The sequence below is a fragment of the Actinomadura rugatobispora genome, from assembly GCF_055379765.1.
The window spans coordinates 5,574,273-5,591,401 of the sequence record NZ_AP029191.1; the positions used below are offsets into that span (position 1 = coordinate 5,574,273).

Annotated in this window: 19 protein-coding genes; 10 read left to right on the top strand and 9 right to left on the bottom strand. The window is 71.2% G+C overall.

The genetic code is table 11. The features are described from left to right. Nucleotides 1-183 precede the first annotated feature (183 nt). The 10 genes from ACZ466_RS24845 to ACZ466_RS24890 all read left to right on the top strand — a co-directional run bounded on the left by ACZ466_RS24845 (nt 184) and on the right by ACZ466_RS24890 (nt 8,326). Entirely contained in the window at nt 184-828 is a 645-nt protein-coding gene (locus tag ACZ466_RS24845; protein WP_378281640.1) for a hypothetical protein, read from the top strand. A 170-nt stretch (nt 829-998) separates the two neighbouring features. Beyond that, nucleotides 999-1,490, top strand: a complete 492-nt coding sequence (locus tag ACZ466_RS24850; RefSeq protein WP_464043958.1) for a sigma-70 family RNA polymerase sigma factor — start codon at nt 999-1,001, stop codon at nt 1,488-1,490. Further along, nucleotides 1,487-2,230 (top strand): zf-HC2 domain-containing protein, encoded by a 744-nt coding sequence (locus ACZ466_RS24855; RefSeq protein ID WP_378281639.1) that lies wholly within the window; start codon nt 1,487-1,489, stop codon nt 2,228-2,230. The genes ACZ466_RS24850 and ACZ466_RS24855 overlap by 4 nt, the downstream gene beginning before the upstream one ends. A 55-nt stretch (nt 2,231-2,285) precedes the next feature. After that, a complete protein-coding gene (locus tag ACZ466_RS24860) occupies nt 2,286-2,987 on the top strand; it encodes a TlpA family protein disulfide reductase (RefSeq protein ID WP_378281638.1) in 702 nt (233 codons plus the stop codon). A 296-nt stretch (nt 2,988-3,283) separates the two neighbouring features. After that, nucleotides 3,284-3,721, top strand: a complete 438-nt coding sequence (locus ACZ466_RS24865) for a DUF4395 domain-containing protein (protein ID WP_378281637.1) — start codon at nt 3,284-3,286, stop codon at nt 3,719-3,721. Continuing rightward, nucleotides 3,718-4,557, top strand: a complete 840-nt coding sequence (locus ACZ466_RS24870) for a sulfurtransferase (RefSeq protein WP_378281636.1) — start codon at nt 3,718-3,720, stop codon at nt 4,555-4,557. The genes ACZ466_RS24865 and ACZ466_RS24870 overlap by 4 nt, the downstream gene beginning before the upstream one ends. Nucleotides 4,558-4,713: 156 nt before the next feature. Then, on the top strand, nt 4,714-5,022 hold the full coding sequence (locus ACZ466_RS24875; RefSeq protein ID WP_378281635.1) for a DUF1416 domain-containing protein: 309 nt from the start codon (nt 4,714-4,716) through the stop codon (nt 5,020-5,022). A gap of 355 nt (nt 5,023-5,377) precedes the next feature. Beyond that, complete coding sequence (locus ACZ466_RS24880) at nt 5,378-5,815, top strand: YbaB/EbfC family DNA-binding protein (protein ID WP_378281634.1); 438 nt, start codon at nt 5,378-5,380, stop codon at nt 5,813-5,815. 113 nt (nt 5,816-5,928) lie between these two features. Beyond that, nucleotides 5,929-7,089, top strand: a complete 1,161-nt coding sequence (locus ACZ466_RS24885; RefSeq protein WP_378281633.1) for a S8 family serine peptidase — start codon at nt 5,929-5,931, stop codon at nt 7,087-7,089. An 88-nt stretch (nt 7,090-7,177) separates the two neighbouring features. Beyond that, nucleotides 7,178-8,326, top strand: a complete 1,149-nt coding sequence (locus ACZ466_RS24890; RefSeq protein WP_378281632.1) for a YbaB/EbfC family nucleoid-associated protein — start codon at nt 7,178-7,180, stop codon at nt 8,324-8,326. 183 nt (nt 8,327-8,509) lie between these two features. Here the strand turns inward: ACZ466_RS24890 and ACZ466_RS24895 are convergent, their stop codons facing one another. The 9 genes from ACZ466_RS24895 to ACZ466_RS24935 form a co-directional block, all read right to left on the bottom strand. After that, nucleotides 8,510-9,475: a hypothetical protein gene (locus ACZ466_RS24895; protein ID WP_378281631.1), complete on the bottom strand. Its 966-nt coding sequence runs from the start codon at nt 9,473-9,475 to the stop codon at nt 8,510-8,512. 92 nt (nt 9,476-9,567) lie between these two features. Continuing rightward, nucleotides 9,568-9,870, bottom strand: a complete 303-nt coding sequence (locus tag ACZ466_RS24900; RefSeq protein WP_378281630.1) for a hypothetical protein — start codon at nt 9,868-9,870, stop codon at nt 9,568-9,570. A 241-nt stretch (nt 9,871-10,111) separates the two neighbouring features. Next, complete coding sequence (eccCa, locus tag ACZ466_RS24905; RefSeq protein ID WP_378281629.1) at nt 10,112-14,095, bottom strand: type VII secretion protein EccCa; 3,984 nt, start codon at nt 14,093-14,095, stop codon at nt 10,112-10,114. Between the two features lie 278 nt (nt 14,096-14,373). Next, nucleotides 14,374-14,781, bottom strand: a complete 408-nt coding sequence (locus tag ACZ466_RS24910) for a hypothetical protein (protein ID WP_378281628.1) — start codon at nt 14,779-14,781, stop codon at nt 14,374-14,376. 12 nt (nt 14,782-14,793) lie between these two features. Continuing rightward, nucleotides 14,794-15,384, bottom strand: coding sequence for an EndoU domain-containing protein (locus tag ACZ466_RS24915; RefSeq protein ID WP_378281627.1), 591 nt, complete (start codon nt 15,382-15,384; stop codon nt 14,794-14,796). After that, on the bottom strand, nt 15,377-15,865 hold the full coding sequence (locus ACZ466_RS24920; protein WP_378281686.1) for a WXG100-like domain-containing protein: 489 nt from the start codon (nt 15,863-15,865) through the stop codon (nt 15,377-15,379). The genes ACZ466_RS24915 and ACZ466_RS24920 overlap by 8 nt, the downstream gene beginning before the upstream one ends. A gap of 10 nt (nt 15,866-15,875) precedes the next feature. Further along, a complete protein-coding gene (locus ACZ466_RS24925; protein WP_378281626.1) occupies nt 15,876-16,202 on the bottom strand; it encodes a hypothetical protein in 327 nt (108 codons plus the stop codon). A gap of 13 nt (nt 16,203-16,215) precedes the next feature. Further along, nucleotides 16,216-16,398: a hypothetical protein gene (locus ACZ466_RS24930; protein ID WP_378281625.1), complete on the bottom strand. Its 183-nt coding sequence runs from the start codon at nt 16,396-16,398 to the stop codon at nt 16,216-16,218. Further along, entirely contained in the window at nt 16,395-17,087 is a 693-nt protein-coding gene (locus ACZ466_RS24935; RefSeq protein WP_378281624.1) for a YbaB/EbfC family nucleoid-associated protein, read from the bottom strand. The genes ACZ466_RS24930 and ACZ466_RS24935 overlap by 4 nt, the downstream gene beginning before the upstream one ends. Nucleotides 17,088-17,129: the final 42 nt, after the last annotated feature.

Sequence of the window (17,129 nt, forward strand, 5' to 3'; positions counted from 1 at the left end):
GGGCCGCTTGTGGAGCAGGACGTGGGACACCACGGCGGATGCGGCGAGAGGCGGTATCGGGCAGCGGGTGGGATGGGACGCAGGACGCGGGATTGGTGTGACGACGAATGCCGAGAGGACGGGCGGCACGTGGGCGGGGTGGTGGACGTGATGTCGGGTGCGAGGAGGAGCGGGGGATCGGGGATGGTGGTTCTGCGGGCGCTGGTGCGGCCGGTGGCGCGGTCGATGGTGTGGATGGCGCCGGCGGCAGGGGCCGGGCTCGGGCTCGTGTTGGTGGCGGTGCCGCTCGTCCTGTCGCTTGAGCTCGACGCGGGCACCGTCCTGTACCTGCTGCGGATGGCGGCGCTGTCCGGGGCGCTGGGCATGGCGTTCGTCCTGGACGACCCCGCCCGGCACACCACCGACGTCGTCCCGGTGCAGCGGCCGGTCCGGCAGGGGCTGCGGCTCGTGCTGGCGCTGCCGCCGCTCGCGGCGTGGTGGGCGGTGGTGTGCGCCCTGGCCGCGGCGGGGACGGAGGGCGGCGGACTGCCCGTCGGCGCCGCGACGCTGGAGGCCGCCGCGCTGGTCGCGGCGGCCCTCGCGATCGCGGCGGGGGCCGTGCGGTTCACGTCCGCGGCCTCGCCCGGCCTGGCGGCGGGCGGCGCGGTGCTGGCGATCGCGATCGCCTCCGCCGTGCTCCCGGGCGGCCTCGCCCTCACCGTCCCGCTCGGAGACGACCGCTGGGAGGAGGCCCACCGGCTGTGGGCGGCGGTGCTCACTCTCGGGCTGGCGGCCTGGACGGTCCTCGCTCAGGAGCCTGCCGGGCGCCGCAGTCGGGTGACCAGCTGAAAGAGCCTGGTGTGAACGAGGCCCGGCTGGAGAGATCGGGCGGTCTGGCTGGGAGGGGCCGTTGCGGGGAGGGTGGGGCGGCTTGACAAGATCTGCGGAAATGGCGGGGGCGTGAACCGGACGGGGAGTCCGTACGTGTGAGAGATGTGGGTCCGACCGCGGATGAAGGGTTGCTGCGCGCTCTCTACGACGAGCACGGTGGTCCCCTCCTCGGCTACGTCCTGCGCCTGACCGGTGGCGATCGCCCTCAGGCCGAGGATGTGGTCCAGGAGACGCTGCTGCGCGCCTGGCGGCATCCCGAGGCGCTCGCCGGGCGGCCCGTCCGGCCCTGGCTGTTCACCGTGGCGCGGAACCTGGTGGTGGACGCGCACCGGGCACGCCGGGCCAGGCCGCCCGAGACCGGGATCGACGAGCACCTGATGATGACCGAGGCCGGCTCGGACGACATCGACCGGGCCCTGGAGTCCTGGACGGTCGCCGAGGCGCTGGCCGACCTCAGCCCCCAGCACCGGGCAGTGCTGGTCGAGACCTACTACCAGGGGCGTTCGGTGGCCGAGGCCGCCAAAACGCTCGGCATCCCGCCCGGCACCGTGAAGTCCCGCACGTACTACGCCCTCCGGGCGCTCAAGCTCGCGTTGGAGGAGCGGGGGTTGGCGCCGTGAACGGCTGTGCGGAGGTGCGCACCTCGCTGGGCGTGTACGTCCTCGGCGCGATCGAACCCGCGGAACGCGCCAGGCTGGAGTCCCACCTGGAGTCCTGCCCGGCCTGCCGGGACGAGCTGGCCGGGCTGGCGGGGCTGCCCGCGTTGCTCGGCCGGGTGAACCAGGCGCAGATCACCCAGGTGACGGGGCCACCGCCGGAGTTGCTCGACTCGCTGCTGGCGCGCGCGGCGCGGCGCCGCCGCGGGGTCCGCGGGCTCCTCCGACGCCCGCCCGGCGCGGGCCGGCTGTGGTGGACGCCCGCCGCGCTGGCCGCGTGCGCGCTCGTCCTGATGGGGGCGCTGGCGGGGGGCTTGGTGTCCGGGGTCACGCGGGACGACCGTCCGGTCGCCGGGCGGCCGGGCCCGTCGGCGCCAGCCACGCCCTTGATCTCGCCGAGCCCCGGAGGAGAGCGGCTCAACGCCGCCAACGCGTCCAACCGGGTCAAGGCCGAGCTGGTGCTCTACAAGCGGGGATGGGGGACGAAGGTCGAACTGCATCTGGCGGGTGCGCCGTTCGGCGGGCACTGCCGCTGGTACGCGGTGGCCCGGAACGGGCAGCGGGACGCCCTCGGCAGCTGGTACGTGGCGTACCGGAAGGGCTACGGCGTCTACGAGAGCTCCACCATGTTCCAGCGCGACGAGATCTACTCGTTCGAGGTCGTCACCCTGGACGGCCAGCCCATCCTCACCATCCCCGCCTGACCTTGCGCGAGGTGGTGTGCGTGATGGCGCTGGAGATCGTCGTCATGGGGGCGGATTGCACGCGCCGCTGCCCAGCCGGATGGCGGTGGCGATGTCGGTGAGCGCCGTCGCCGACGTCGGCCAGGCCGAGCAGGTCGGCGACCGCGACCCGGAGCAGCTCCCGGCGGCGCAGCCCGCGGACGACGGCGACGGCGTCCTCGCCTTGCTGCTGCCGCTTGCTGCGAGGGAAGACCTTGCTGGCGTCAGGGGAAGAGACGGTGTACGGGCATGGTTGCACCCTGGCGTGGAAGGCGCACTCGTGGCAATCGCGGTCCTCGTGGCCGCCACCGTGTTCGGTCTTGTTCGGCGGCACCGCGATGGCAGGCTGCGCGTTCAGGGCAAGGCGGCGGAGGGGAGCACCCCGGTGAACGACGACACGGGCATTGGTGGTCGTCCAGAGGCTTTGGGCGGTGACAGGCTCGGGGTGGACGATCTTGGGGTTGAGCTTGGCGAGCGTGCCACGCTGGTGCAGTTCTCCACGGCGTTCTGCGCGCCCTGCCGCGCCACCCGCCGGATCCTCGGTGAGGTCGCCGGGATGGTCGACGGAGTGGCCCATGTGGAGATCGACGCGGAGGCCCGTCTCGAGCTCGTCCGCAGGCTGAACGTGATCCGCACGCCCACCGTGCTGGTGCTGGACGGCGGTGGCCGGATCGTCCGCCGAGCGACCGGCCAGCCACGTAAAGCGGACGTCATCGCGGCCCTCGGCACCCTTGCCTGACCCGGTCAGTCCATGAACTTCGCCGCGCTGACCTGCGTGAAAGGCAATGTAACTGTCTCGAAAGGCGAGACAGATGTGACAGGGCCACGGAAGTCGGCTTACCATCGGACCGTGCGTTACCGGACAGAGCAGCTGCTCACGAAGCGACGCGCGGTCGATTTCTGCCGCGTGTCCGCCTCGCTCTGTCGCCTGGCCTAAGGCATCGAGCCGCTTGGCCCGCTCCAACGGGCCCGCCGTTCCGAGCATTCCGACGATCTAGCTCGTACGCACAGAATCTCTCCGCCAGGAGCACCCCGATGCAGGTTGATCCGCGTGGGCAGCGCTCGGCCGCGGCCATCACGACGGTGGTACTGATCGTGGTCCTGGTGACGGGAAGCTGGGTTCTGCTCGCCGCCCAGGCCGTGGTGTTCGCGATCGCGAGCCTCCTCGGCCTCCGGTACGCACCGTACGGTCTGGTCTACCAAGCGCTGATCCGCCCCCGTCTCGGCCCGCCCCGAGAGCTGGAGCACGAGGGCCCGCCCCGGTTCGCCCAGGGCGTCGGCCTCGGATTCGCGCTGGTCGGCACGGTCGGGTACGCCCTGGAGCTCACCTGGCTCGGTATCGGTGCCACCGCCTTCGCGCTGGGGGCGGCGTTCCTGAACGCGGTGTTCGGGTTCTGCCTCGGCTGCGAGATGTACCTGCTGATCCGCCGCATCACCACGAAGATCCGCTCCGACAGGGAGGTTCCCGCATGAGCCGCTCCGACGTCCTGGTGGACGCCGAATGGGTCGAGTCGAACCTGGACTCGCCCGGCCTCGTTCTCGTCGAGGTCGATGAGGACGTCTCGGCGTACGACAAGGGCCACATCCGTGGCGCCGTGAAGATCGACTGGAAGACCGAGCTGCAGGACCCGGTCCGCCGCGACTTCGTCGACAAGACCGGCTTCGAGCAGCTGCTGTCGGCCAAGGGCATCGCCAACGACGACCTGGTGATCCTCTACGGCGGCAACAACAACTGGTTCGCCGCCTACGCGTACTGGTACTTCAAGCTGTACGGCCACGACAAGGTCCAGCTGCTGGACGGTGGCCGCAAGAAGTGGGAGCTGGACTCCCGCGAGCTGGTCGAGGACGTGCCGCAGCGTCCCGCCACCGAGTACAAGGCCAAGGAGCAGGACCTGGCCATCCGCGCCTTCCGCGACGAGGTCGTCGACGCGATCGGCACCGACAACCTCATCGACGTGCGCTCGCCCGACGAGTTCAGCGGCAAGCTGCTGGCGCCGGCGCACCTGCCGCAGGAGCAGGCGCAGCGGGCCGGCCACGTGCCGACCGCGCGCAGCATCCCGTGGTCGAAGGCGGCCAACGACGACGGCACCTTCAAGTCCGACGACGAGCTCCGCGAGCTCTACACCGAGGCCGGCGTCGACCTGAGCAAGCCGACCATCGCCTACTGCCGCATCGGCGAGCGTTCCTCGCACACCTGGTTCGCCCTGCGCGAGCTGCTGGGCCTGCCGGACGTGAAGAACTACGACGGTTCCTGGACCGAGTACGGCTCGCTGGTCGGCGTGCCGATCGAGCTCGGCGAGCCCAAGTAGGCCGCGTCGTCCGGCTCGGCCAGTCCGAGCACCTGACCCGGGTAATGGGGCCCGGCGATCCCGAGTAACAGATCCCGGTGAATCCGGCCGATCCAGTGAACGATCTTCCGCCCGGCCGGCGGACAGCACTCCCGTGAAAACGGAGATGGAGGAATCATGACCCAGGGCTGCGCAGCGCCCGCGCAGACGGCGCACCTTCCGGCGACCGTCGACCTGGCCAACGAGGCCGTCATCCAGGGCACCGTCACCCGCGACGGCGCACCCGTGTCCAGCGCCTATGCCCGCCTGCTCGACTCGACCGGTGAGTTCACCGCCGAGGTCGTCACCGGTGACGAGGGGGTGTTCCGGTTCTTCGCCGCCGACGGCGACTGGACCGTGCGCGTCCTGGCCGCCGGCGGCGTGAGCGTCGACAGCACCATCAGTGCGAAGACCGGAGAGGTCGCCGCCCTCGAGGTCGCGATCTGACCTGAGCCACGGCTCACCGGCCCCGCCGCCCGCTCCACGCGGACGGCGGGGCCTCGCGCGTTCTGGAGACTCCTTTCCCGGTCCACGACTCGGCGGCCGGCGCTCTTCCCTGGGACGTGGTTCTCCCGTTTGTCCGGGCCGTGATCGCCGGGCGTTCTGGTGCTGTTCGGTCGGTTGCTTCTGGCGGCCGGCTCGGGATGGCTCCGTCAACATCACAATGTGGAGCAAAACTGCTAATCGGACCATCGGGAGGCGGAAGGATCTCCGGCGGGCACACGGCTCGTTAAGCTCGCCCGGAGCGCCGCGGCGGACGCGTGCCCGCGCCACCGGGCGGACCATGGGAGGGAAGACCGGTTTGACGGAGTTCTCGGATGCGGATCTGGACCGGGTGCTGGCCGAGGCCCGCGCGACGCTGGAGTCGATCCGCGTCCGCAGGCCGGACGCGGAGCCCGTGGACGTCCCGGACGGCGCGGGCGCGGAGGCCGAGGGCGCCGGTTCGGGCGCGGACGGCCGGATCAGGGTGACCGCGGCGCCGGGCGGACGGCTCAGCGCGGTGGAACTGGATCCCGAGGCGATGCGTCTGTCCTCCGAAGAGTTCGGCCGGCAGCTGGTGCTGGCGGCGAATGCGGCGCTGGACGACGCGCGCGCCAGGAACGCCGCGCGGCCGGCGAAGCCGGAGGGCGACGAGACCGAGGACGGGACGGGCGACGACGGTGCGGAGCAGGATCCGGGGCTCCGGCAGATGGCGCTCCTCACCCGGGCGATCAACGAGGCGCTCGCGAGGATCGGCTGATCCGGCCGTCCATGATCGCGGTCCGCGACGGTACGGGAACGTATGGTGCCGGTAATGTGCTGTTACTCAGTTCTTGAAGCGGCTCCGAAGTCGGCCCGTTGGGAGGGGTGGCATTGAGGCGAGCACGGTGGGCGGCGCTCACGTCCGCTCTGGGCGTCGGGCTTGTGTGCGCTCCTCCGCTTCCCCTGGCGCAGGCGGCCGGGGCGGCGGCGCCCTGTGCGCAGCCCCGTGAGGCCGGTCAGCCCAGGAACCAGCTTCCCGCCCAGCTGTGGCCGCAGGAGCAGCTCAACTTCACCGAGGCCTGGGAGCTGACGCGGGGACGCGGCGTCAAGGTAGCGGTCATCGACAGCGGCGTCGACGGCACCCATCCGCAGCTGCGCGGCCGGGTCAAGCAGTACGACGTCACCAAGACCGGCAACGAGGACTGCGTCGGCCACGGCACCGAGGTCGCCGGGATCATCGGCGCGGCCGACATGCGCCGGCAGGGCATCCCGTTCCTCGGGGTGGCGCCCGGGATCGAGCTGATCTCGGTCAAGGCGGCGACCGGCGGCCAGCAGAACGATCCCAAGTGGGCGCCCGCGGCCATCCGCCGCGCCGTCGATCTGGGGGCCAAGGTCATCAACATGTCGTCCCAGTCGCCCGACTACGCCGAGCTGCGCGCCGCGGTGCAGTACGCGCTCCAGAAGGACGTGGTCATCGTGGCCGCGGCCGGCAACATCAAGGACCAGAACCAGACCCCGCGCAACGCCTATCCGGCCAGCTACCAGGGTGTGATCGCGGTCGGCGCGCTCAACAAGGACGGTTCGCTGGCCACCTTCTCCAACCAGACGACCCCGGTCACGGTGACCGCGCCGGGCCAGTCGGTCGTCAGCACGTGGCCGCAGGGGACGTACCACATGGCCGACGGCACCAGCCAGGCCGCGCCGTTCGTGGCGGGCACCGCGGCGCTGATCCGCTCGTACCATCCGAGGATGAACCGCGAGCAGGTGAAGCGGCAGATCGAGCTGACCGCCGACGGCTCCCGCGGCCAGGGCACGGGCTCGGGCGTGGTCAATCCGCTGCGCGCGGTGACCACGGTCGCGCGCGGCCAGTCCGCCGCGGCGGCCACCGGCCCGCACAAGGTGAAGATCGACCAGCCGCCGCCGGACGACCGGGTCGGGCGGATCGTCGCGCTGTCCATCGCGGGCGTCACGCTCACCGCGGCCGCGGGGGTGGCCATCGGCTCCGTCGTCATCCCGGCCGGCCGGCGCCGCGGCTGGCGCCCCGGCGCCTGAACCCGGGACCGACCCAGGGGGACAAGCTCCCGGAACGACCACCCGCCGCCCCCGGGGCCGGGCCTGGAGACAAACAAGGAGGGACCTCGTGCCGGATCTCGGATCCAATGACGACTTCGACCCGGAGCTGATGTTCCGCGACGTCCGGTCGCAGTTCGACCAGGTCGCCGACATGCAGCGGCAGATGGCCGAGCTGCAGGGCCACGGGGAGTCCCGCGACGGCCGGGTGAAGGCCGTCTACGACCACGACCGCGGGCTGGCCGACCTCGACCTCGATCCGCGCGCGCTGCGCGGCGGTTCGGACGATCTCAAGGCGGCCATCCTGGAGGCCTCATACGAGGCCAAGCGCGATCTGGAACGCAAGATCAAGGAGCTGGTGGACGAGTCGCTCGGCGCGCAGGACCTCACGCCCGACGACCTCAAGGACATCGTCGAGGATCCCCAGGGCATCACCCAGACGCTGGGCGACATGGGCCGGATCTTCGAGGGCGCCACCAAGGAGGTCGAGAGCATCCTGGAGCAGGTCAGCCGTGCGATGGGCATCGGGGGTGCCGGGTCCGGGGGTCCGGGAGGCGATGCTCCCGCGGGCGGTGCGCCGGGCGGTCCGGCACGTCCGGGGGCGGGCGCCGGTTCCGGTCCCGCGTCCGGCCCGCCCGGTGGTCTTCCCTTCTTCACACCGGGCGAGGGCGGCTTCCCGTTCGGGGGCCCGCGCCCGACGCCTCCGCCCGGTCAGCCGCCTGCTCCCGGTCCTGCTCCCACTCCGCCCAGCCCGCACCCTGCTCCGAGCGCAGCCCCGGGTGGTTCCGGCGGCTACGGGCCTCCGCCGGGTGCACCGCCGCGTCCCGCCGACCCGCCTCGACCTGCGGACCCGCAGCGTCCTGCCGCTCCGCAGGGGCCCGGCCAGCCGAACATTCCCCCGCCACCGCCTCCGGCCTGGGCGCCGGGGGGGCACGTCGAGGGTGGACAGGGCGGCGGCTGGCCGCAGGGCGGTCAGGCACAAGGCGGTTGGACGCCCGGCGGCCATGTCGAAGGCTCCTCGGGCGGCGGCTGGTCGCCCGGTGGGCACGTGGAGGGCGGCTCCGGCGGCGGCTGGTCCCCGGGCGGCCACGTCGAGGGCGGCGGTCCGGTGTCGCGTCCGCAGCAGCCCCAGGAGCGGCAGGACGACGAGGACGACGAGAACGGTCCCCGGGGCCCCCATGGCCCTCGGGGTCCCCAGGGAGGCCGGCCGCCCCGCTGAGACGAACGTGGCGGCGCGCGAGGGTGCCGCTGAGGCGGTGCTGGAACGTTCCGGCACCGCTTCGCGCGTCCGCGGCCCGGAAACGGCGAACCTCCCGGTCTTCACGGCGGCGCCCATGAAGACCGGGAGGTTCGGTTGTGGCCCAGGGAAGGCCCGTGGCTTCCGCCTCGAGGGGCGAGAGGCTCAGACCTCCGGCTGCGGGTCGGTGGGGTGGGTCTTGTTGACGTAGTCGTCGCCGTACTGGCGCGGACCGTAGATGCTGCCCAGGCCGATGGGGCCGCCGGCGCCCTCGAAGCCGCCCAGCCCGACCTCGGGGATGCCCTTGATGCCCGCCAGGATCGCGATCGGGAAGCGCGCGTCGCGCGGCAGCGAGGCGGTGGGGATCGTCCACTTGAAGAGCTGCTGGCCGCCCAGCCGGCCCTTCATCAGCCCGGACATCAACGACTGGTCGATCTTGCCGAGCGAGCCGGCGATCAGGTCGTCGATGGAGTTCCACATGCCCTTGCCGAGGTCGGCCAGCGCCATCCAGTTGCCGCTGGCCACGTTGCCGCCGACGCCGATGAGGCCGGTGAACCCGGCCATCACGGCCGACGCCACCCTCATGATCGTTTCAAAGATCGTGGCGGTGGACTTCAGCACCGCGTAGCACTTGCCGGCGATGATGTTGGCCTTGGCCTGCGCCGCCGCGGCCGAGGCGCCGGCGGTGAAGAACGAGGCCACGTACATCGCGATGACGTACATGGCGAGCGCGAACAGGATCGCGGCGACCACCGCCATCATGACGGTGAAGATCATGAGCATCGCCATGACGCCGTACATGGACATGCTCACCGCGGCCGCGTGCATGCCCGACCACATGCACTGGTTCTCGTACTCCGACAGCTTCTCGCTGTGCGCGTTGCGGTCCTGGCCGGTCCAGGTGTCGCCGTCGATCGACTCCCGCAGTTGAGCACTGAGCTGCATCACCTCGCCCAGTTGCTCGTTGACCTTCCACCAGTCCATCGCCGCGTGCAGGATCTGGTCGGGGTCGCCCTGCCCCTCGTAGATGATCGAGACGGCGGGCCAGGCGTTGGGGATGAGCATGGCCGAGCCCGCGGCCACCATGTAGGCGGTCTGGGCGGTGAGTTTGAAGGCGCTGACGCCGCACATCGGGAGGCTCCCAAGCGGGGGACGGGGGGTGGGTCAGAAGCGGGGGACGGGGGGGTGGGTCAGAAGCGGGGGCGGGACAGGGACGGGACGGGTCAGATGTTGAGCGTGCTCGCCTGTTCGGCCTGGTCGTGGTTCTGCGCCACGGCCCGGAAGCGGTTGCCGAAGTCGTAGAGCTGCCTGACCTTGGTCTGCAGGTCCTCGTCGGCCCACTCGGTCGCGAGATTGTGCGCCATGGCGAGCTCGAACCCGTACATGGTGAACGCCGCCGACGCGGCCTCGCGGGGCGCGCCGTTGAGGGTCTGCCGGGTCTTCTTCAGCAGGTCGCCCACCTCGGTCTCGTACCTCTTGCTGTGATCCCGGATCGAATCGGTCTGGTGCCTGATCTCACCGCCCATGCGGGTACTCCTTCGCGTCGGCGAACGGCTCCGGGCGGCGGCCCCGTTTCTCGCGGCCGCCCGTAACCGGTGCATCGTAGTGGCCCGGAGGCCGTGGCGGGCAGGGTCCCGCGTTCGCGGGCACGTTCCCGGCGGGGACGCGGGAAACACGGAACCTCTGTCGTGGACGTTTGACGTTGACGTTGCCGTACGGGTTCGCGGCTCGGACGGATCGAATCGGAACCGGGGTTCGGAACCGGGGTCAGGACTGCGGGGTCTCCTCGTACAGGGCGGTCTGGATCAGGCGGGTGCCGGTACGGCGGTCGACGTGGTAGCCGCGGCCCACGGCGAGCTTCTCCGGCTTGACGTTGCCGAGCAGCACGCCCTCCTCCTTGCTGCCCGACATCACCAGGCCCGGCGACGCCATCTCCTTGACGCGGGTGATGGTCTGGTCGAACATGCCGCGTCCGGCGCCGCCCATGGCGCGGGCCAGGATGATGTGCAGGCCGATGTCGCGCGACTGCGGCAGCAGCTCCACCAGCGGGCGCAGCGGGTTGTCGGACGTGGCGACCATCTCGTAGTCGTCGATGATGAGGAACAGGTCGGCGCCCGTCCACCACGACCGCGAACGCAGCTGGTCCGGGGTCAGGTCGGCCGGTGGGAGCCGCTCCATCATCGCGCCGCGGATGTCGTTCACCAGGGACGTCGCGGCCGGGGCGGACGCGGCGAAGCCGATCTGGTGCTCGGTGGTGGCCACGTCCAGCAGCGAGCGGCCGTAGTCGATGAAGATGATCCGCGCCTGGTCGGGCGTGTACCGGCTGGTGATGCCGGTCGTGATGTGCCGCAGCAGGTTGGACTTGCCGCACTCGGTGTCGCCCAGGACCATGAAGTGCGGGTCGGAGGAGAAGTCCAGGTAGACCGGCGCCAGCCCGTCCTCGTCGATGCCGATCGGGATCCGCAGGCCCGTCTCGGCCGGGGTGGGCAGCTGCGCGGCCGGCAGCACCTCCGGCAGCATCCGCACCTGCGGGGCCCGCGGGCCCTGCCAGTTCTGCGCGATCGCCTGGCACATCTTCATCACGCCGTCGTTCAGCGACTCGTCGGCGCCGCCGCCGTCGATCCGCGGCACCGCGGTGAGGAAGTGGAACCCGTCCCGGGACAGGCCGCGGCCGGGCCGGTTCTCCGGCACGTTGCCGGCCAGCTTCCGGTCGATCTCCGACTCGTACGGGTCGCCCAGCCGCAGCTCCAGCTTGGTGCCGAGCAGGTCGCGCACGTTGGTGCGGAACTCGGTCCACTTGTTGGTCGCGGCGATGAGGTGGATGCCGTAGCCGAGACCGCGCGCGGCGAGCTGGGTGATGGTGTCGGACAGGGCCTCGTAGTCCTGCCGCAGGGTCAGCCAGTTGTCGACGACCAGGAACACGTCGCCGTAGCCGTCGCCGTGGTACTCGCCCGAGGCCCGCATCCGCCGGTACGTGGCGATGCCGTCGATGCCCCGCTCGGCGAACTCCCGCTCGCGCTGCTCCAGCAGCGAGCTGACCTCGGCGACGGTGCGGCGCACCCGGTCGGCGTCGAGCCGGGTCGCGATCCCGCCGACATGCGGCAGGTCGGCCATCGCGGCCAGCGAGCCGCCACCGAAGTCCAGGCAGTAGAACTGCACCTCGGCGGGCGTGTGCGTGAGCGCCAGCGAGGCCATGAGCGTGCGGATCGCGGTGGACTTGCCGCTCTGCGGGCCGCCCGCGAGGCCGATGTGGCCGGCGCCGCCGGACAGGTCGAGCCAGTACGGGTCGCGCCGCTGGTGGAACGGCTTGTCGACGATGCCCGCCATCGCGTACAGCTTCCCGCGGCCCTCCCACCCGGCGGTGGTCAGGCCGTGCTGCTGCGCCACCGACAGTTGCGGCAGCATCTCGTTCAGCGGCGGCGCGTCGTCCAGCGGCGGCAGCCAGATCTGGTGCGCGGGCCCGCCGTGCCCGGCCAGCTGCCCCACGACCACGTCGAACAGCGACGCCTTGTTCTTGTTCTCCTCCTGCTGGGGCTGCTCCTGCTGCCCCGGCTCCTCGATCACCTGCGGCTGGATGTAGCCGGACATGTACGGCACGACCTGCGCGGCGATCTGGCTGCCGGTGTTGCCGTTCTTGTTCTGGTCGGGCGTCTCGTCGACCGGGCCGGAGACGTAGGCGGCGCGGAACCGCACCATCGGCTCGCTGCCGAACTTCATGTAGCCGTGGCCGGGCGCGGACGGCAGTTCGTAGGCGTCCGGGACGCCCAGCACGACCCGCGACTCCATCGCCGAGAACGTCCGCAGGCCGACCCGGTACGACAGGTGCGTGTCCAGGCCGCGCAGCTTGCCCTCCTCCAGGCGCTGCGAGGCCAGCAGCAGGTGGACGCCCAGCGAACGGCCCAGCCGGCCGATCATCACGAACAGCTCGGCGAAGTCGGGCTTGGCCGACAGCAGCTCGGAGAACTCGTCCAGGACCAGGAACAGCGTCGGCATCGGCGGCAGGTTCGCGCCGTCCAGCCGCGCCTTCTCGTAGTCGCGCAGCGAGGCGTAGTTGCCCATCTGCCGCAGGTACTCCTGGCGCCGCACCATCTCGCCGTGCAGCGCGTCGTACATGCGGTCGACGAGGGGGAGCTCGTCCTCCAGGTTGGTGATGATCGCCGAGACGTGGTGCAGGCCCTCCATGCCCAGGAACGTCGCGCCGCCCTTGAAGTCGACGAGCACGAAGTTCAGGATGTCGGACGAATGCGTCATCGCCAGGCCCAGCACCAGGGTGCGCAGCAGCTCCGACTTGCCGGAACCGGTGGCGCCGATGCACAGGCCGTGCGGGCCCATGCCGCCCTGCGCCGACTCCTTGATGTCGAGCTCGATCGGGCGGCCGTCGGCGTCCAGGCCGATCGGCACCCGGAACCGGTTGCGCTGGGCGCGCGGCCGCCACACCTGCGCCGGGTCGACGGCGTAGGGGTTGTCGACGCCCAGCAGCGAGGTCAGCGTCGTGTTGGCCGACAGCACGTCGTCCTCGACCACGGTGTCCAGGGCGCTGCTGCGGAACGGCGACAGCTGCCGCGACAGGCCCTCGGCCTGCGCGATCGACACGTTGTCGGGCTTGCCGATCGCGGTGGGGACGTCCTTGCCGGTGCGGTCCTTCTTCAGCATATGGACGCGCTCGGGCGAGACGTTCAGGCGCAGCGTGCCCGCCTCGGTGGTGGTGCCGGTGGTCTGCGACAGGTCGATCACGCAGACGCCCTCGATGCCGTCGGCGGCCAGCTGCGAGTCGTAGGAGGCCATCCCGCCGTCCACCACGACCACGTGCAGCGGCAGCTCGCCGGCCGGCCGGCCGGCCACGAACCGGGCCCGGTCCTTGACCTCCTGACCGAGCATGACCTCCAGCTCGGACATGGTCGGCGCGATCAGCCGCACCTGCCCGGCGGCGTCGTGCTCGGTGGGGTGCAGGGCGTGCGGGAGCCACTTCACCCAGTCCCAGTAGAGGAGCTGCTCCTGCGAGGTGCAGACGCTGATCCGCACGTCGTCGGGGGTGTGGAAGGTGGCCAGCTGCATCAGCATGCCCCGGACCATCGCGCGGGTGGCCTCGCCGTCGCCGGACAGGAAGATCCGGGAGAACGAGCGGAGGTTGATCGCCACCGGCAGCGCGGGGACCGTGGAGTGGGTGCGCATGAACCGGCGCAGCGCGCCCGCGCTCATCGGCTCCAGGTCCTCCACCGGCTTGGTCTCCGGCGCGATCAGCTGCACGCCCAGCTTCTGCGGGCCGGCGCCGACCCGGACCTGCCCGAAGTCGCCGTCCTCGGGACGCCGCTCCCACAGCCGGGCGCTCATCGCCAGCGACCACAGCCGGGACGGGTCGGGGTTGTACCACTCCAGCGCCTCGCGCTGCTGCGAGGCGGCCTTGCGGACCTTGGTGCGGACCTGCCCCAGGTAGCGGAGGTAGTCGCGGCGGTCGCCGTTCAGCTTGGACTTGCGTTCCCCGCCCTTCTGCCCGACCTGCTGGAACATCATGCCGAACATCGACAGTCCCATCATCCCGCCCGCGACCATCTGGATCGGGTTGGAATTGGGATTGAGGAACATGAACGCCATGCTTCCCGACCCCGCCGCCATGGGCAGCATCGTCAGGACGTTCCGGAATCCGTCGGTGACGACTTCGGGCAGCTCGGGCGGGGACTCCAGCAGGATCTCGCCCCGCGGCATCTCCGGCGGCCTGCGGCGTTCCTTGCGCCGGACCACGACGGTGCTCACTGGTCAAGCTCCCCTCATCCCTTGACACGCCACTGTCCAAGGGTGGTCATCCTACGGAAGGCGTGGCGGGTCGCGTCATGGCCGTCGCGGTCATGACCGTGCGCTTATGGTCACCCGCGGCCATCACTACCGCAACCACCGCGAGACGCCCACGTTCGACGCCGCATGATCCGTCCCGGTTCCGCCGCGGTTCCGCAGCGGTTCCGCAGCGGTTCCACCGCCGCGGCCTTCAGCCGGTCAGGCCGGGACGCCGCACGGCGAATCTCGCCGATCACCGCCTAGCCGAGATGGTCGCGGCACGGGTGGGGGCGGCCGTACTCCTTCTCCCATTCGGTCACCGGCCCCGAGCCCGGGCCCATCCCCGGGGACAGGAAACGCAGGTAGCCGACGAGGACGTCGTGCGCCTCCTCCAGGGAGTAGTGACCCTCCCAGTCATCGGAGTAGAGGTCGTACAACTGGAGGCCCTGCGGGGTCGCCTTGGCGTCCCAGGAGTTCCCCTGCCAGCCCTGCTCGGCCTTCCGGCCGCTGCGGACGTCCTCGATCCAGGCCAGCCGGTCCAGGCACAGGATCTCGGAGTTCTGCACGTCGCTGGTGAGCATCGAGCCCAGTGCGCTGTAGGCCTCGTCATGCGGCCGGAACGCCGGCGCGTTCCACTGATCCCGATAGAAGGAGAGCTTTTCCGTCATGTCGTTTCCTCGTCAGTCCACCACCGGCCAGGCGGAATCCCAGTTGCGGCTGCTTCTCTTGTACGAGCCTTCCACAAGGATCCCGTTCGCCTCGCCGCGCCAGCGTCTGCCATCGGTACCGGGCACTTCCCGGCCGTTCTGGAACGCATCCCGGATGGTGCGATCCACCTGCTGGGGCGTCCAGTTGTCGGGGAAGAACGAGCTGTCCGCGGGCTTGTCGACCCACTGGCCGTTGGGCCCTTTCATCTGCACGCGGGCGGAATAGGTGCCGTTGGAGCCCGTGCGGACCACCCGCGTGATCCGGCGGTCGGCCCAGTCCTGCCCCATGAAGCGGTGGTGGTAGCCGCTGCCCACCATCTGCCCGCCCCGGCCGCGGCGGACCTCGCCGCGGAAGACGTGATGGTGCCGCCCGCTCGTCTGGACCTTCCTGCGCAGCCAGCGCACCGCCGGCTCGAAGATGCCCGGGTTCCCGCCGCCCCCGCCCGGTGACCCGCCGGGCCGCGGCCGGGGGCGGGCGAGCAGGAACAGGACGAGGACGAGCGCGATCACCCTGCCCAGCGAGGCCCTGCCCGGCGAGGCCCCGCCCCACGAGGACTCACCCATTGAAGATGGCCTGCAGGGTGAGGTTGATCAGCTGGTCGATGATGATCCCGCTTATGATCTTGAAGAGGGGGATCTGGAGCAGCGAGGCCCCGAAGGTCACCGCGGCGGTGGCGATGGCCTGCGCGATCTGGATCGCCAGCATGATCAGCTGGATGATCACATTGATCTTCAGGGCGAGGACGATCGCGCCGCACACCATGAGGGCGGCCCCGATGATCGCGCCGGCGGTGCCCGCGTCCTTGAGCGCCGGCACCGGCGCGTCCTCCTGCGTGAACGCGGTGCGGAAGGCGTCGATGCCCTCGCCCATGTTCCCGGTCCAGATCTGCGCCGCCTGAGTCTCGGCCTCGCCGACCGGGACGCCCAGGTTCCCGGCGAAGCCGACCCAGTCGCCGCCCATCCTGAACAGCGCTTCCTCGTCGGACTCGGGCCAGTCGTACCCGAGCATGCTCAGCAGGCCGGTCAGCTCGCCCGGCAGTGTCATGCCCACCACGTCACCCCAGGATCTGCCGGACGCGGTTGACCTCGACCATGCTGGCCTCTTCCGACTGGAAGTAGTTGGAGGCCATGAGCGTGGCCCCCTCCGCGTGGTCGGTCATGCCGGTGACGTTCCCGGTGACGCACTCGGCGGCCACCTCGAAGATGGCCGCGTAGCAGCCCCCGATCAGCATTCCGATCATGTCGCCGCCCCAGGGCTCCCCGTAGCCGGAGAGCTTCCCCTGCAGCGTCTCCCACTCCGACTGGACCTGGTGCGCGGCGGAGCGGATTCCCGCGCCGCCCCGCTTGATGGTCTGCGGGTCGACGTTCAACTCGTTGCCCATGGGCCGCCTCCTGTCAGCGCTTCTGGATGCCGTTCATCAGGGCCTGCAGAGAGCGGGCGAACGAGCCGAGCTGCTCCAGGCTCTGGTCCTGCACGGCGCGCACCCGCGCCTGCAGGTCCGCGCCGTCGACGGTGTTCAGCCGCTCCGCCGCCCGTGTCCCGGCCTCGTCCAGGGCCGCCTCCGTCGCGTTGATCACATATGTGGCCAACTCGTGAGACGCGCGCCTGAGCGCGTCCGGTTCGAGGTGGATTTCCTGGACGCGCGTCCCGTCGCGGTGGCGGTGACGCGCACAAGGCCGTCCGCGGCGGAGCCGGTGCCGCCCGCCGCGTCCTGCTCCCCGCCGGGGTCGGGGTCCAGGGCCCGTTCGGTGACGTCGCGGGCCTGGGCGAGAAGGTGCTCCAGGCCGGGGAACGCCGCCTCGCCGCCGACGTGGGCGCGGTCCTGGATGCCCGCCAGCGCGTCGTTGATCCCCCGGGACATGATGCTCAGCTGCCGCAGCCCCTCGTTCTGCACCTCGCGCAGGCGCTCCATCATCAGCGCCGCGTCGAGAAGCGCTTCCTCGGGACGTTCGGCGGCGGCCCGCGCGCGCAGGGAGTCGAGCGCGGCGTTGAGCGCCTCGGCGATGGTCCGGGCCAGTTCGTCCGGAGCCTGCCGCATGACCCTCGGGTCCAGTTCCAGCGAGGCGATGCGTCCTCCGGTCACCGCGACCGCGCGCACGCGTCCATCGGCGGACTCGCCTTCACCGCGGAGGCCGGGCTGCTCCTCTCGTCCCGTACCTTCCTCGCCGTGCGTGGAACCGGCGGACGACGCCTCGTCCAGCGCGTCGCGCGCCTCCTGCAGGCGGCGCTCGAACGGGACGCCGTCGTCGTCCGGTAGTTCGGTCATCACATCTCACCCCCGGTCAAGTCGGCCTCGACGGTAGCGACA